The 14,555-nt window shown below is 67.8% G+C and carries 14 protein-coding genes and 1 pseudogene; 5 read left to right on the top strand and 10 right to left on the bottom strand.

What is annotated here, in order from left to right; genetic code table 11:
* From ACWPOC_RS03940 to ACWPOC_RS03895, 10 genes and pseudogenes are all read right to left on the bottom strand, one after another.
* Positions 1-774, bottom strand: coding sequence for a crotonase/enoyl-CoA hydratase family protein (locus ACWPOC_RS03940; RefSeq protein ID WP_120281332.1), 774 nt, complete (start codon positions 772-774; stop codon positions 1-3).
* Positions 775-857: 83 nt separating this feature from the next.
* Complete coding sequence (locus ACWPOC_RS03935; protein WP_120281331.1) at positions 858-1,793, bottom strand: DUF5996 family protein; 936 nt, start codon at positions 1,791-1,793, stop codon at positions 858-860.
* Between the two features lie 60 nt (positions 1,794-1,853).
* Positions 1,854-1,994 (bottom strand): annotated as a pseudogene (locus ACWPOC_RS03930) (four-helix bundle copper-binding protein); the annotation flags it as partial.
* 81 nt (positions 1,995-2,075) lie between these two features.
* On the bottom strand, positions 2,076-2,258 hold the full coding sequence (locus ACWPOC_RS03925; RefSeq protein WP_183070637.1) for a YbdD/YjiX family protein: 183 nt from the start codon (positions 2,256-2,258) through the stop codon (positions 2,076-2,078).
* On the bottom strand, positions 2,255-4,567 hold the full coding sequence (locus ACWPOC_RS03920; RefSeq protein WP_120281329.1) for a carbon starvation CstA family protein: 2,313 nt from the start codon (positions 4,565-4,567) through the stop codon (positions 2,255-2,257). Before ACWPOC_RS03920 ends, ACWPOC_RS03925 begins: the two co-directional genes overlap by 4 nt.
* A 117-nt stretch (positions 4,568-4,684) precedes the next feature.
* Positions 4,685-4,954, bottom strand: coding sequence for a DUF2277 domain-containing protein (locus ACWPOC_RS03915; protein WP_120281328.1), 270 nt, complete (start codon positions 4,952-4,954; stop codon positions 4,685-4,687).
* Between the two features lie 132 nt (positions 4,955-5,086).
* The gene (locus tag ACWPOC_RS03910; protein WP_455408039.1) at positions 5,087-6,235 is read right to left on the bottom strand and encodes an acetyl-CoA C-acetyltransferase; all 1,149 of its coding nucleotides are present in this window, start codon (positions 6,233-6,235) and stop codon (positions 5,087-5,089) included.
* Between the two features lie 9 nt (positions 6,236-6,244).
* A complete protein-coding gene (locus ACWPOC_RS03905) occupies positions 6,245-6,856 on the bottom strand; it encodes a TetR/AcrR family transcriptional regulator (RefSeq protein WP_230788416.1) in 612 nt (203 codons plus the stop codon).
* Between the two features lie 34 nt (positions 6,857-6,890).
* On the bottom strand, positions 6,891-7,706 hold the full coding sequence (locus ACWPOC_RS03900; RefSeq protein ID WP_120281326.1) for an SDR family oxidoreductase: 816 nt from the start codon (positions 7,704-7,706) through the stop codon (positions 6,891-6,893).
* Positions 7,703-8,911 carry an acyl-CoA dehydrogenase family protein gene (locus ACWPOC_RS03895; RefSeq protein ID WP_120281325.1) on the bottom strand — a complete coding sequence of 403 codons (1,209 nt, stop codon included), beginning with the start codon at positions 8,909-8,911 and terminating at the stop codon, positions 7,703-7,705. The genes ACWPOC_RS03900 and ACWPOC_RS03895 overlap by 4 nt, the downstream gene beginning before the upstream one ends.
* Before the next feature lie 44 nt (positions 8,912-8,955).
* Here ACWPOC_RS03895 and ACWPOC_RS03890 point away from each other — a divergent pair, with 44 nt between their 5' ends.
* From ACWPOC_RS03890 to ACWPOC_RS03870, 5 genes are read left to right on the top strand one after another with little or no spacing between them, the layout of a single operon-like run.
* Positions 8,956-10,503 (top strand): FadD3 family acyl-CoA ligase, encoded by a 1,548-nt coding sequence (locus tag ACWPOC_RS03890; protein ID WP_120281324.1) that lies wholly within the window; start codon positions 8,956-8,958, stop codon positions 10,501-10,503.
* Positions 10,500-11,372 carry an enoyl-CoA hydratase gene (locus ACWPOC_RS03885; RefSeq protein WP_120281323.1) on the top strand — a complete coding sequence of 291 codons (873 nt, stop codon included), beginning with the start codon at positions 10,500-10,502 and terminating at the stop codon, positions 11,370-11,372. The genes ACWPOC_RS03890 and ACWPOC_RS03885 overlap by 4 nt, the downstream gene beginning before the upstream one ends.
* Complete coding sequence (locus ACWPOC_RS03880; protein WP_120281322.1) at positions 11,372-12,532, top strand: acyl-CoA dehydrogenase family protein; 1,161 nt, start codon at positions 11,372-11,374, stop codon at positions 12,530-12,532. The genes ACWPOC_RS03885 and ACWPOC_RS03880 overlap by 1 nt, the downstream gene beginning before the upstream one ends.
* Positions 12,529-13,500 carry an acyl-CoA dehydrogenase family protein gene (locus ACWPOC_RS03875; RefSeq protein WP_120281321.1) on the top strand — a complete coding sequence of 324 codons (972 nt, stop codon included), beginning with the start codon at positions 12,529-12,531 and terminating at the stop codon, positions 13,498-13,500. Before ACWPOC_RS03880 ends, ACWPOC_RS03875 begins: the two co-directional genes overlap by 4 nt.
* On the top strand, positions 13,497-14,546 hold the full coding sequence (locus ACWPOC_RS03870) for an acyl-CoA dehydrogenase family protein (RefSeq protein WP_120281320.1): 1,050 nt from the start codon (positions 13,497-13,499) through the stop codon (positions 14,544-14,546). The genes ACWPOC_RS03875 and ACWPOC_RS03870 overlap by 4 nt, the downstream gene beginning before the upstream one ends.
* Positions 14,547-14,555: the final 9 nt, after the last annotated feature.

The following is a 14,555-nucleotide window of genomic DNA, read 5'->3' as shown; positions in this document are numbered from 1 at the left end:
TCAGGAGAACGACCCGTGCCGCCCCTCCCCGGACGCGAAGCGGGCAGCCCCACCGACCGCATCGCTCTCGAGGGACTCCATGCCGACCGTGAACTCGAAGGCGAGCGCCTCCGATTCGGAGCGGCCGAACTGGGCGCGGACCGACCGGCGGTCGTTGCGCATACACGTCTGGGGGAAGCCGGCGATCTCCCGCGCCGTGTCTTCGGCGGCCTCGCGCGCGGTTCCCGGTTCGACGACGCGGTTGGCCAGACCGAAATCGAGTGCTTCCGCGGCATCGACCGGGCGGCCGGTCAGGATCATGTCCATGGCCCGGCTCTCGCCGATGAGGCGGGGCAACCGAACGGTCCCGCCGTCGATCAACGGCACGCCCCATCGTCGGCAGAAGACACCGAACACCGCATCGGCGGACGCCACCCGCAGATCGCACCAGATCGCCAGTTCGAGTCCGCCGGCCACCGCGTAGCCCTCCACCGCCGCGATCACCGGTTTCGACAGCGTCATGCGTGTCGGCCCCATCGGTCCGTCGCCGTCCTCATCGAGGACGTTCTGCTCCTCGGTGCCGATGGCCTTGAGATTCGCTCCCGCACAGAAGTTCCCACCGTCGCCGTAGAGGACTGCGACATCGGCGTCGGGGTCGGTGTCGAAGGCCCGGAACGCGTCGGCGAGTTCGGCGGCCATCGGACCGTCGACCGCGTTCCGGCGCTCGGGACGGGTCATGATCACGGTCGTCACCCTGTCGCGTGTCTCGACGCGGATCGACTCGTACTGCGTCATTCCCGCCCTCTCCCGTTCAGCAATTCTGAAGTCCCGACAGCCCCGAACCTACCCTGCTGCACCGAGTTTCGTGACGATACCTGTCACCGGTCGCCGGGTCGACGCTCGAGAGTGTCCCGATCCCACGCACCGAGCCGGGCAGCGGTCTCGTAGGTGCTGTGCAGGAAGTCCAGCAGTTCCGCATCGGGATCGGCCGCGGTCCGCACCGCCTCGTAGGGCAACACGAACTCCCCCAGCTCGGCGGAATAGTGGGCGGCGTCCGGTCGCACCGGGGAATCGCCGAAGCCGTCGAGCCCCGGGTAGACGTAGGAATAGAACGCTCCTTCGTCCCCGCCGCCCGGCCAGAACCCGCAGCTGCTGAGCTCGTGCGAGTAGGCCTCGGTCATCACCCGGTCGGGGCAGTTCGGGATCCCACCGGGATGCGGCGGGGCGGTGCGTCCGGAGAACCTGGTGCACGCGAGGTCCATCGCTCCCCAGAAGAAGTGCACCGGACTGACCTTGCCGAGGAACTCCGCCCGGAACACCTGCAGGACACGCTGGGCCTGCACGAGCTGCCGCCAGAAGAGGTGAGCGGCCTCCCCGTCGTAGCTGTCGTGCTCATGGTCCCGGGCGAACGGGATCGCAGGATCCACCTCGTTGGGCGTGCTGTGGATGCGGGTCGCGATGCCCAGCTCGTCCAGCGCTCCGAGGGTGCGGGTGTAGAACTCCGCCACCGGCTGTGCGACGAGGGGCACCGAACGACTGCGACCGTCGCTCGCACGAATGTGCAGCCGGTGCTCGAAGAAGTCGAACTCCATGTCGAAGACGGAGTTCCGGTACGGGATCGACGAGGTGCTCAGCCCTCGCGGCGTGACGTACAGCGTCGCCTGCCACCAGTGGTTGATCATCGGCGCGTGGGCGATCCGGATCTTGCCGACGATCTGCAACCACATGTGGAGGGTGTCCCGGGTGGCCGTCCATTCCGCCGTGCGCAGACTCGGCCAGTCGTCAGCAGGGAACTCGTTCACGGCGCCTCCCATGATCCGGGAATCGACCCTACTCGCCGACGGACGGCCGTGACTCCGTCTGCAGGATTCCTGTTACAGAACGGAGAGCAACTCCTTGCACGCCTGTTCACACCGACGGCACGCCTCGGCGCAGATCCGGCAGTGCTCGTGGTGCGAGCTGTGCCGGGCACATTCGTCGCCGCACGCCCGGCAGGCCGCAGCGCAGGCCTCGATACACGCGGCCAGGACTGCGGGATCGATTCGACCGACGTCCTCCGGGTGGCTCTCGAGCATGGCTGGATCGAGACGATGCTCTCAGCAGCATCGGCTTCCCGGGTTCGCGTCGGCCGCGGCGTGCCGCTCCCGCCAGTAGTCGCGTTCGCTCAGCGGGGGTCGATCCGGATGCTGCCGGCGGTGCAATTCGACGTACCGCGTGTAGTCGTGGTCGCCCATGACGGCACCGATCCACCACCACGCACGACGCAGCACGGCGATCACGACCCGTCTCCGTCCTTGTGGTGCGAGGCATGGGTGTGCGCGGCCCCCGGAGCCCGGACCTTGCCCGATGCGATCAGCTCGTCCCACTCCTTCTGCAGTTCCCGTTCGGCCGGTGTGGGCACGAAGCCGGCGGGCGCGAAGATCTTCGACGGGACATCGGGTGTCTCGGTGGTGGGCATACCTCCGGCGCGGATCGATCTGATGCACACCACCACCCCGGCCGCGACGACGATCAGCACGAGGCTCGCGAACACGATCGACAGGGTGCCCTGGATGAACGTGTTGCGGATGACGGCGTCGATTTCGTCGACCGTCCTCGCCGAACCGAATGTGGTTGCGCCGGAGTTCTTCGCGTCGACGAAGGCCCGGTGCTGGGCCCAGTACCCCACCGCGCGGTCGCCGGAGAAGATCTTCTGCCACGACGCCGTCATGGTCACGATCAGATCCCACACCAATGGCACACCGGGGATCCAGGCCCACTTCACCAGACCCTTCTTCACGACGATGGTGAGCACGACCGTCAGGGCGATCGCGGCGAGCAACTGGTTGGCGATGCCGAACAGCGGGAACAGAGTGTTGATGCCACCGAGCGGGTCGGTGACGCCCATCAGCAGGATCGCACCCCACAGGCCGACGACCACGGCGGAGCACAGCCACGCACCGGGACGCCAGGACGGATCCTTGAAGCGACGAGCGGGACCGCCGAAGTTGCCGAGCGAATCCGAGAGCATGAACCGCGCGACACGCGTTCCCGCGTCGACGGTCGTGAGGATGAACAGCGCCTCGAACATGATCGCGAAGTGGTACCAGAACGATTTGAGGCTGTCGCCGCCGAACAGATCGCTGAGCACCTGCGACATGCCGAACGCGAGCGTCGGGGCACCACCGGTACGGGAGATGATCGAGTCCTCCCCCACACCCTCCGCGGCGGCGGAGATCTGCTCGGGAGTGATGTCCGGCGACCCCAGGCCGAGTCCGTTGACGTAGGCGGCGGCCGTCTCCGGGGTGCCGCCGGTGAGGGCGGCCGGTGCGTTGAGCGTGAAGTACAGGTGCTGGTCGATGATGCACGCGGTGACCAGGGCCATGATCGCGACGAACGACTCGGTGAGCATGCCGCCGTAGCCGATCAGCCGCGTCTGCTTCTCCTTCTCCAGCAGTTTCGGGGTGGTGCCCGAGGAGATGAGCGCATGGAATCCCGACAGTGCGCCGCATGCGATGGTGATGAACAGGAACGGGAACAGCGACCCCGCGAAGGCCGGGCCGTCACCGTCGATGGCGAACGACGTGACGTCGGGCATCTCCAGGGCCGGACGCGCGACGAGGATGCCGATGGCCAGCAGCACGATGGTGCCGACCTTCATGAAGGTCGACAGATAGTCGCGCGGGGCGAGCAGCAACCACACCGGCAGCACCGACGCGGCGAATCCGTAGGCGATCATCAGCCACGAGATCGTCACCGGGGAGAGGGTGAACCAGTCGGCGCCCCAGTCGGTCTCGGCGACCCAGCCGCCCGCGATGATCGCGACGAGCAGCAGGACGACGCCGATCAGCGACACCTCCGCGACCTTGCCGGGTCGCAGGTAGCGCAGATAGACGCCCATGAACAGCGCGATGGGAATGGTCATCGCGATGGAGAACAGGCCCCACGGACTGTCGGCGAGCGCGTTCACGACCACCAATGCCAGCACCGCGATCAGGATGATCATGATGACGAAGACCGCGATGAGCGCCGCGACGCCACCGATCGGTCCGAGTTCCTCGCGGGCCATCTGGCCGAGGCTGCGCCCGCGGCGCCGCGACGAGATCCACAGGACGAGGAAGTCCTGGACCGCACCGGCGAAGACGACGCCGACGATGATCCAGATCGTGCCGGGCAGATATCCCATCTGTGCGGCGAGCACCGGGCCGACGAGCGGGCCCGCGCCGGCGATGGCGGCGAAGTGATGGCCGAACAACACCCGACGGTCCGTCGGCATGTAGTCCTTGCCGTTCTCGAGCTCCTCCGCGGGTGTCGCACGGTCGTCGCGCGGCTGCACGATCTTGCGTTCGATGAACTTCGCGTAGAAGCGATAGGCGACGAGATAGGTGCAGACGGCGGCGATGACGAACCAGACGGCGTTGATCTCCTCGCCGCGGACCAGGGCGATCATCGACCAGGCGACCGCCCCCAGAATCGCGAGTACGAGAAAGACGATCCGCGCGGTGGGTGATATCGGTGTCCGGTCGACGACACCGACCGGTGGAAGATCGGGGTCGGTCCGGAGATATTCCACTTCGCTGCTGGTCGGCGGCGCCGGGTCCACGGCCATATCGGCTCCTCACCAGGCTCGCCGCGGATCCGCGGAGGTCGCGACGGGCCTCGAACGTGCTCGAATCTCGACCAGCGTCACGCTACCCGCGCGCGTCGATGAAGGAACCGGAATCGATCAGCCGCGTGCGGCGATCCTGGCTTGCACCTCGGGCCGACGCAGCGGGGGAACCGTCGGCGGTGGCTGCCGCCGTTCGGGAAGGGACTCGAGCAGTCTCGTCGTCGTCGCGGTCACTTCGGCGACGGCCTGTTCGAACGACTCCCGGGTGGCGTCGGAGAGTTTGTGGATCCCGCTGACCTTACGGACGTACTGCCGCGCGGCCGCCTCGATCTCCTCGGCGGTCGCAGCCGGCTCGAGCCCGCGCAGCTCCGTGATGTTCCGGCACATGCTTCGAGGGTAGACGCCGCTCGAGGACCGGACCATACAGTGCCGAACCGAACATCCGCGCGCCCGCTGTCCATCCGCTACGGCAATTGCTGCAGCGGATGACGAACGGGCGCGCGGATGTGAAGGGGTGGATCAGACGCGTTCGATGATGGTCACGTTGGCGGTGCCGCCACCCTCGCAGATGGTGAGCAGGCCGTAGCGGCCCCCGGTGCGCTCGAGCTCGTTGAGCAGCGTCGACATGAGCTTGGTGCCGGTCGCGCCGAGCGGGTGACCGAGGGCGATCGCGCCCCCGTTGACGTTGACCTTCGACGGGTCGGCGCCGATCTCCTTGATCCACGCCAGGACGACCGGCGCGAAGGCCTCGTTGATCTCGATGAGGTCGATGTCGTCGATCGTCAGGCCGGTCTTCTCGAGGGCGTACTGCGTCGCCGGGATGGGAGCGGTGAGCATGAAGATCGGGTCGTCGCCGCGGGCGCTGAGGTGGTGAATGCGCGCGCGGGGCTTCAATCCGTACTTCTTCACGGCCTCGTCGGAGGCGAGCAGCACCGCGGACGCACCGTCGGAGATCTGGCTGGCGACGGCGGCGGTGAGACGACCACCCTCGACGAGCGGCTGCAGCGACGCCATCTTCTCGAGGCTGGTCTCGCGCGGGCCCTCGTCGACGGCCGCATCACCGAGCGGCACGATCTCGTTCTCGAAGCGTCCCTCGGCGATGGCAGCCTTGGCGCGCTCGTGGCTCTGCAGCGCCCACTTCTCGAGTTCCTCGCGGCTGAGGTCCCACTTCTCGGCGATCATCTCAGCGCCCTTGAACTGCGAGACCTCGTCGCTGCCGTAGCGCTCGGTCCAGCCGGTCGACCCGCCGAAGGGGGTGTCGAAGCCGTACTGCTGTCCGACGATCATGGCTGCGGAGATCGGGATCTGCGTCATGTTCTGCACGCCGCCGGCGACGATGAGGTCGGCGGTGTTGCTGAGGATCGCCTGGGCGCCGAAGTGCAGGGCCTGCTGGCTCGACCCGCACTGACGGTCGACGGTCACGCCGGGTACGTGCTGCGGGTAACCGGCGGCCAGCCACGCGGTGCGGGCGATGTTGCCGGCCTGGCCGCCGATGGCGTCGACGCAACCGAACACCACGTCGTCGACGTCGGCGGGGTCGATGCCCGTGCGCTCGACGAGCGCCTTGATCACGTGCGCGCCCAGGTCGGCCGGGTGCACGTCCGCGAGCCCACCCTTCTTCTTGCCGATGGGGGTGCGCACCGCGTCGACGATGTAGGCCTCGGTCATGATGTCTCCTTAGGAAGAATTCTGGTTCGACAGTCCGTCGAGAACGATGGAAAGGTATTGCTGGGCAACCTGGTCGATGCTGAGCGCGCCCCCCGGGCGGTACCAGCGGACCGCGACCCAGACCGTGTCGCGCAGGAACCGGAAGACGAGTTCGACGTCGAGATCCGGACGGAAGGAACCGTCGGCGACGCCGCGTTCGATCACGCCCACCCACAGGTCGCGGAACTCGATGTTGAGTTCACCGATGTAGGCGAAGCGGTCGCCTTCGAGATGCTTGGCCTCACCCTGGTAGATGGCGACGGCGGCGTGCGACCGGTCGATCGCCTCGTAGGAGGTCGTCACCAGCGCTGCGAGCGTGTCACGCGACGGCAGGTCGGACGCGACGATCTTGCGGTAGCTGTCGAACAGGTCGCCGAGGAACGCGCGCAGGATCTCGTCGACCATCGACTCCTTCGAATCGAAATGGTGGTAGAGGCTGCCGGAAAGGATGCCGGCGGCATCGGCGATATCGCGCACGGTCGTCGCCCGGACGCCTCGCGAGGCGAACAGCTCGGCAGCGATGTCGAGCAGTTCCGCGCGGCGCCCGGACTTGCCGCTGTTGTCGTCACGAGCAGGAGTCATACGGACATCCTTTCAAGCCGACAGGAGGGCGAGATCATGCGCGCTGGGAGGAGACCGATACGACCTCGCCGGTCAGATAGGTGGTGTAGTCGCTGGCGAGCATCGCGATCGTCGCCGCGACCTCCCACACCTCGGCTGCGCGCCCGAACGCTTCGTCGGAGGCGAGCCGATCGAGCAGTTCCTCACTGGTGACCTTCGCGAGGAAGGCGTGACGTGCGATGGACGGGGCGACCGCGTTGATCCGCACGCCGTACTCGGCGGCCTCGATCGCCGAGCAGCGGGTCAGGGCCATGACGCCGGCCTTCGCGGCGGCGTAGTGCGCCTGCGAGTGCTGCGCGCGCCAGCCGAGGACCGAGGCGTTGTTGACGAGGACACCGCCGTGGTCGACCGATCGGAAGTACCGCAGCGCAGCGCGGGTTGCGCGGAATGTGCTGGTGAGGGTGATGTCGAGGACGCGATCCCACTGGTCGTCGGTCATGTCCACGACGGGCGTCTCACCGCCGAGGCCCGCGTTGTTGATGAGGACGTCGATGCGGCCGAGCTGTTCGGCCGCCCCGGTGATGAGCGCGTCGACCTGCTCGGTGGACGAGACGTCGCACACGATCGACGCGACCTGCTGTTCCGGGAACTCGGCGGCGAGCTTGTCCGCGGCTTCTCCGAGACGACGCTCGTGGAAGTCCGAGATCAGCACGTCGGCGCCCTCGAGCAGTGCTCGTCGTGCGGACGAGAACCCGATCCCGGTGCCCGCGGCGGCGGTGACGACGACCTTCTTGCCTGCGAGGAGGCCGTGGCCGGGGGTCTCGACGGGCGGGGTCGCGAGGGGCGAGGTGGTCTGGGGTGTAGCGGTCACGGACGTGCCTCCCGGGGAAGGCCGAGCACGCGCTCGGCGATGATGTTGCGCTGGACCTCGTTGGATCCGCCGTAGATGGTGTCGGCGCGGGTGAACAGGAACAGTCGCTGCCACTGCGCGAGTTCGAGATGTTCGGGATCGGTGATGTCGGAGGGATTCCCGGCGTGGTCGTGGTCGGGTCCGACGAGCGAGGACGCGCCCTGCACGTCCATCGCCAGCTCACCGAGGTCGCGATGCCAGTTGGCCCACAGCAGCTTGGCCACCGAGGCCTGGCCGGGATCGGCGTCGCCCAGGGTGCGCAGGGCGTGAGCGCGCATGACGCGCAACCCGATCCGGGCCCGGGCGATCCGCTCACGGATGTGCGGGTCGTCTAATGCGCCGTTTTCGCGGGCGATCTCGACGATGCCGTCGAGTTCGCGGGCGAAGCCGATCTGCTGGCCGAGCGTCGAGACGCCACGTTCGAAGGTCAGCAGTCCCATCGCGACCTTCCACCCGTCACCTGGGGCACCGACGACGAGGTCGGCGTCGGTGACGGCGTCGTCGAAGAAGACCTCGTTGAACTCGGAGGTGCCGGTGAGCTGCTGGATGGGCCGGACCGTCACGCCGGGCTGGTCGAGCGGGACGAGAAGGAAGCTCAGTCCGTGATGCCGCGTCGAGCCCGGTTCGGTGCGGGCCACGACGAAGGCCCACTGCGCGACGTGTGCGAGCGACGTCCAGACCTTCTGGCCGTTGATCACCCACTTGTCGCCTTCGAGACGGGCAGTGGTGGAGACGTTGGCGAGGTCGGAGCCCGCTCCGGGCTCGGAGTAGCCCTGCGCCCACAGTTCGGTGACGTTGCGGATTCCGGGCAGGAAGCGCTTCTTCTGCTCCTCGGTCCCGAAGGCGATGAGGGTGGGGCCGAGCAGTTCTTCACCGAGGTGGTTGACGCGCGCAGGGGCATTCGCCTTCGCGTACTCCTCGTGGAAGATCACGCGCTGATCCATCGTCGCGCCACGTCCGCCGTACTCGGTGGGCCATCCGATGCAGGTCCATCCGGACTCTGCCAGGTGACGATCCCACGCGAGTCGCTGTTCGAAGAATTCGTGTTCGCTGCCGGGTCCGCCCTTGCCTCTGAGCTCGGCGAATTCTCCGGTCAGATTGTCTTCGAGCCACTGTCGTACGGTGGCCGCGAACTCCGCATTGTCCTGGCTCTCGCTCTGGTGCACGTCTGTACGATAACCTACCAAGCAATTGCTAGGTAGGGAGCTACGTGAACACAACACCCGGAACCACGCCGGCCGCCCTCATCCGTGCCGCTCGCGACCACGCGGACCGGCTCGCCCTCGTCGACGGCGACACCCGGCTGACCTTCACCGAACTGCACGAACGCGTCCGGGTCTTCGCTGCGGCGCTCGTGGCACAAGGCCTGAAGAACGGCGACCGCGTCGCGGTCTGGTCACCCAATACGTTCCACTGGGAGATCGCCGCCCTGGGCGTGCACTGGGCGGGCGGGGTCCTCGTCCCCGTCAACACCCGCTACACCGGCAGCGAGGCCGCCGACATCGTCGAGCGGGTGCAGGCCGCCGCTCTCGTCGTCGCCGGCGACTTCCTCGGTACCGACCGGTACGCCGCCCTGCGCGAAGCCGCGCCTCACCTCGATGTTCCGACGGTGATACGAATCCCGCTGGGCGGCAACGACACCCCGAGCGACGACGTGTTCGGGTGGGAGGATTTCCTCACCCTCGCCACGGACGGAATGCTCGAGCAGGCGGACGAGCGCGCATCGGCGGTACGTCCCGACGACGTCTGCGACATCCTCTTCACCTCCGGCACGACCGGTCGCAGCAAAGGCGTGCTGAGCGCACACCGCCAGCTCATCGGAGTCGCACAGGCCTGGGCCGACTGCGCCGCGCTGACCCCCGACGACAATTATCTGATCATCAACCCGTTCTTCCACAGCTTCGGCTACAAGGCGGGCTTCGTCGCCGCACTGCTCGCCGGCTCCACCGTCGTCCCGATGGCCGTCTTCGACACCGAGAAGGTCATGGCGATCGTCGCGCAGGAGAACATCAGCGTGCTGCCCGGCGCACCGACGATCTATCAGAGCATCCTCGACCACCCGCGCCGCGGCGACTACGACATGTCGAATCTGCGCGTGGCCGTCACAGGTGCCGCACCGGTTCCCGTCTCGCTCGTCGAACGCATGCAGAACGAACTGAGCTTCGACGCCGTGCTCACCGCCTACGGACAGACCGAGGCCGTAGTCGCCACGATGTGCCGCATCGACGACGACCCCGTGACCGTGTCGAACTCGTCGGGCCGCGCCACGGCCGACTTCGAGGTGCGTATCGGCGACAAGGGCGAGATCCTGCTGCGCGGCCCCAACGTGATGCTGGGCTATCTCGACGATCCCGAGGCCACCGCGCAGACGATCGACGAGGACGGCTGGCTCCACACCGGCGACGTGGGCGTCCTCGACGACCGCGGCTATCTCGACATCACCGACCGCCTCAAGGACATGTACATCAGCGGCGGTTTCAACGTCTATCCCGCCGAGGTCGAGGCGGCGCTGTTGCGCCTGCCGGGGGTCCACGAGGTCGCCGTGATCGGCGTTCCCGACGAGCGCATGGGTGAGGTCGGCAGGGCGTTCGTCGTCCCGCTGGACGGACATCCGCTCACCGCGGACGACGTGATCGCGTATGCCAGAGACAAACTCGCCAACTTCAAGGCGCCGCGCTCGGTTCGGTTCGTCGACGCGCTGCCCCGAAATCCGTCCGGCAAGGTACTGAAGAACGTTCTGCGTGAGGAGAAGTCATGACCGTCCCGTTCGAGCCCGATGTCGTCACCTACGAGGTGCGTGACGGCGTCGCGATCGTCACCCTGAATCGCCCCGACTATCGCAATGCCCAGAACTCGGTCATGACCTACGCGCTCGACGCGGCGTTCGAGAAGGCCGTCGAGGACGACGAGGTCAAGGTGATCGTGCTGGCCGGCAACGGCAAGCACTTCTCGGCCGGTCACGATCTGGGCACCCCCGGACGCGATCACCACGTGCACTACGACAACAAGGCCGTCATGTGGTGGGACCACGTCGACAAGGAAGGCGGCGACCAGCGTTACGCCCGTGAGATGGAGGTGTACCTGGGGATGTGCCGTCGCTGGCGCGAGATCCCCAAGCCCACCATCGCGTCCGTCCAGGGCGCCTGCATCGCCGGCGGTCTGATGCTCGCGTGGGTGTGCGACCTCATCGTCGCCTCCGACGACGCGTTCTTCTCCGATCCCGTGGTGCGCATGGGTATCCCCGGTGTCGAGTACTTCGCCCATCCCTGGGTTCTCGGCACTCGTTTCGCCAAGGAGATCCTCTACACCGGCGACCGGTTCTCGGCGCAGCGCGCGTACGAGGTGGGCATGGTCAACCGGGTCGTCCCGCGTGAGGAGCTCGAGTCCGAGACCCTCGCCCTCGCCGCCCGCATCGCGGAGATGCCGCGCTTCGGGCTCGCGCTCACCAAGCGTGCGGTCAACCAGTGCGAGGACCAGATGGGCATGCGCAACGGCATGGACTCGGTGTTCGGCCTGCACCACTTCGCCCACTCCTACAACGCCGAGGTCGGCACCGATTCCCTCGGCGGCATGAACGCCAAGTCGATGGCCGCGAGCGCGCGCCCGGTCCAGGAAGGGTCCAAGTAGTGAATCTCGAACTCGACGACGCCACCGTCGCGTTCCGCGACGAAGTGCGCGCCTTCCTCGAGGCGAACGTTCCGAGCACACCGCTGAAGTCGATGGACACCGCGGAGGGCTTCGAACAGCACCGGGAGTGGGAACGGCGCCTGGCCGACGCACGACTGTCGGTCGTCTCCTGGCCCGAAGAACTGGGCGGACGCGACGCGACGCTCGAACAGTGGGTGGTCTTCGAAGAGGAGTACTACCGTGCGGGCGCCCCGGGACGCGTGAGCCAGAACGGCATCTTCCTGCTCGCCCCCACCCTCTTCGAGCACGCTCATCCCGAGCAGCTCGCGCGCATCATGCCGCGTATGGCCCGCGCCGACGACATCTGGGCGCAGGCCTGGTCGGAGCCCGAATCCGGTTCGGATCTCGCGTCGCTGCGCTCGACCGCGACGAAGGTCGAGGGTGGCTGGCTGCTCAACGGCCAGAAGACGTGGAGCTCGCGCGCCTCCTATGCCGACATGGGCTTCGGCCTGTTCCGGTCCGATCCGGAGGCGCAACGTCACAAGGGCATCACGTACTTCATGTTCGATCTGCGCGCCGAAGGGGTCACCGTTCGCCCCATCCCGCAACTCGACGGCGAACCGGGCTTCGCGGAGATCTTCCTCGAGGACGTCTTCGTCCCCGACGATCCCGAGCGCCCCGGCGAATCCGGAGTGATCGGTGCGGTGAACGAGGGCTGGCGGGTCGCGATGAGCACCGCGTCCAACGAGCGCGGTCTGTCGCTGCGCGCACCGGGCCGATTCCTCGCCACCACAGACCGGCTCCTGCGCGCCTACGGCGAGTCCGACCTCCACGGCGACACGGCGCTGCGCAACCGCGTCGCCGACGCGTGGATCGGGGCGCGCGCCTACGAGCTGTCGACCTGGGCGACCGTCACGCGCCTGACCTCCGGTGGGCAGCTGGGCGCCGAATCGTCGATCAACAAGGTGTTCTGGTCCGAGTGGGACATCGCCGCGCACGAGACGGCGCTCGACCTGCAGGGCGCGGACGCCGAGCTCGTCGACGGCTGGACCGACGGTTATCTGTTCTCACTGTCGGGCCCGATCTACGCCGGTACCAACGAAATCCAGAAGAACGTCATCGCCGAGCGGCTGCTCGGCCTTCCGAGGGGTGAGCGATGAGATTCGCACTCGACGAGTCCCATGAGGACTTCGCGTCCAGTATCGACGCCCTGCTCACCAAGTCGGACATGCCGCAGGTGATCCGTGCGTGGAACAGCGGCGACACGACACCGGGTCTGCAGGTGTGGGAGCGACTGGCCGAGACCGGCGTCAACGGTCTGCTCGTCTCGGAGGAGCACGACGGTCTCGGGGCCGACGCGGTCGATCTCGTCGTCGCCGTCGAACAGCTCGGTCGCCATGCCGTGCCCGGTCCGGTGGTCGAAACCGTCGCGGTGGCACCGGTTCTGCTCGCAGCCGTGGCACCCGAGCGTCTCAGGCCTCTTGCCGCCGGCTCGCTCGCCACCGTCGCGATGCTCCCCCACGCGCCGTACGCGGTCGACGCGCATATCGCCGACCTCGCGCTGCACGTGGCCGACGGCACCGTCTCGGTGGGCACTCCGGGTGAGACGCGCGAGTCGATCGATCGGTCGCGCACGCTCGCCTCGCTCACTGCCGGCGAGTCGCTCGGATCCGCAGATACCGCTGCGGCTTTCGATATCGGCGTCCTCGCGTCCGCCGCTCAGCTCCAGGGCCTGGGCCGGACTCTGCTCGACACCACCGTCGAGTACGCGCAGCAGCGTAAGCAGTTCGGTCGTGCGATCGGCTCCTTCCAGGCGGTCAAGCACCATCTCGCCGAGGTGGCAGTCGCGCTGGAGATGGCACGTCCGCTACTGCACGGCGCGGCCATCGCCGTCCGCGACGAGCTGCCCACCGCGTCCCGGGACGTCTCGGCGGCCAAGGTCGCGTGCGGCGACGCCGCCTATCTCGCCGCGCGCACGGCACTGCAGGTGCACGGCGCGATCGGCTACACCCAGGAATACGATCTGTCGCTGTGGATCACGAAGGTCCGCGCGCTCGTCACCGCGTGGGGCACCCCCGACGAGCACCGGGCACGCGTGGTCGCGGCACTCGAGAGCGAGGCGTCGTGACGTTCGAGACGGAAGAGCGCGCCGCACTGCGGGACTCGGTGCGCACCCTGCTCGCCAAGCATTCCGATTCGGCTGCCGTCCGGCGGGCGATCACCACCGGCAGCGGATACGACGACGAACTGTGGACGATGCTCGTCGAGCAGGTCGGGGTCGCGGCCCTCGCAGTCCCCGAGGAATACGACGGTGTGGGCGCCTCGTGGGTCGAGACCCACGTGGTGCTCGAGGAACTCGGCCGCACGCTCACGCCGTCGCCCTTCCTCGGGTCGGCGGTGCTCGCGGCGCAGACCGTGCTGCTGTCCGGTGATACCGATGCGGCGACGCGTCTGCTCCCCGGCATCGCGGCCGGCGACGTCGTCGCGGTGTGCTGGGCGTCGGCCGCCGGCTGGCAGCGTCCCGGTGTGTGCGCCGAGGGCGACGTGCTGACCGGAACCGCGCATTACGTGCTCGGCGGCGACATCGCGTCCACTCTGCTCGTGCTCGCCGTCGACGGCGACACGGTCGGCCTGTTCGAGGTCGATCCGGAGACCGACGGGGTGACGCGGCGCCGCGTGCCCACGATGGATCCCACACGTTCCCTCGCGGAGGTGTCGTTCTCGGCGGTGACCTGCCGTCGTCTGTCGTCGTCCGACGATCTCGTCGACCGGTTGCAGGCGTCCGCGGCGATCGCCCTGTCGGCCGAGCAGGTGGGCGCCGCACAGGCCGTGCTCGACCTGACCGTCGACTACGCGAAGAACCGCAAGCAGTTCGGTCGCGCGATCGGATCGTTCCAGGCGCTCAAGCACCGCATGGCCGACATGTACGCGCTCGTGGAGACGGCGCGGTCGATGTCGTATGCGGCTGCGTTGTCGCAGGATCCTCAGGACGCGTACGCAGCGAAGATCTACTGTTCGGAGGCCTTCCAGCAGGTCGCGTCGGAGGCCGTGCAACTGCACGGCGGCATCGCGATCACCTGGGAGCACGACGCGCAGTTGTTCTTCAAGCGGGCGCACGGCAGCGCCCAGCTGTTCGGGCAACCGCGCGAATACCTGAGCGCGGTCTCCGCCTGAACGATATCG

This window comes from Rhodococcus sp. 5G237, assembly GCF_053764735.1.
Note: the sequence above shows the minus strand (reverse complement) of the source record. Positions and strands in the feature narration are given on the sequence as shown.

Coding starts and splice junctions, on each gene's coding strand:
- ACWPOC_RS03940 (WP_120281332.1), bottom strand. CDS start 774: ATGACGCAGTACGAGTCGATCCGCGTCGAGACACGCGACAGGGTGACG.
- ACWPOC_RS03935 (WP_120281331.1), bottom strand. CDS start 1,793: ATGGGAGGCGCCGTGAACGAGTTCCCTGCTGACGACTGGCCGAGTCTG.
- ACWPOC_RS03920 (WP_120281329.1), bottom strand. CDS start 4,567: ATGGCCGTGGACCCGGCGCCGCCGACCAGCAGCGAAGTGGAATATCTC.
- ACWPOC_RS03915 (WP_120281328.1), bottom strand. CDS start 4,954: ATGTGCCGGAACATCACGGAGCTGCGCGGGCTCGAGCCGGCTGCGACC.
- ACWPOC_RS03910 (WP_455408039.1), bottom strand. CDS start 6,235: ATGACCGAGGCCTACATCGTCGACGCGGTGCGCACCCCCATCGGCAAG.
- ACWPOC_RS03905 (WP_230788416.1), bottom strand. CDS start 6,856: ATGACTCCTGCTCGTGACGACAACAGCGGCAAGTCCGGGCGCCGCGCG.
- ACWPOC_RS03885 (WP_120281323.1), top strand. CDS start 10,500: ATGACCGTCCCGTTCGAGCCCGATGTCGTCACCTACGAGGTGCGTGAC.
- ACWPOC_RS03875 (WP_120281321.1), top strand. CDS start 12,529: ATGAGATTCGCACTCGACGAGTCCCATGAGGACTTCGCGTCCAGTATC.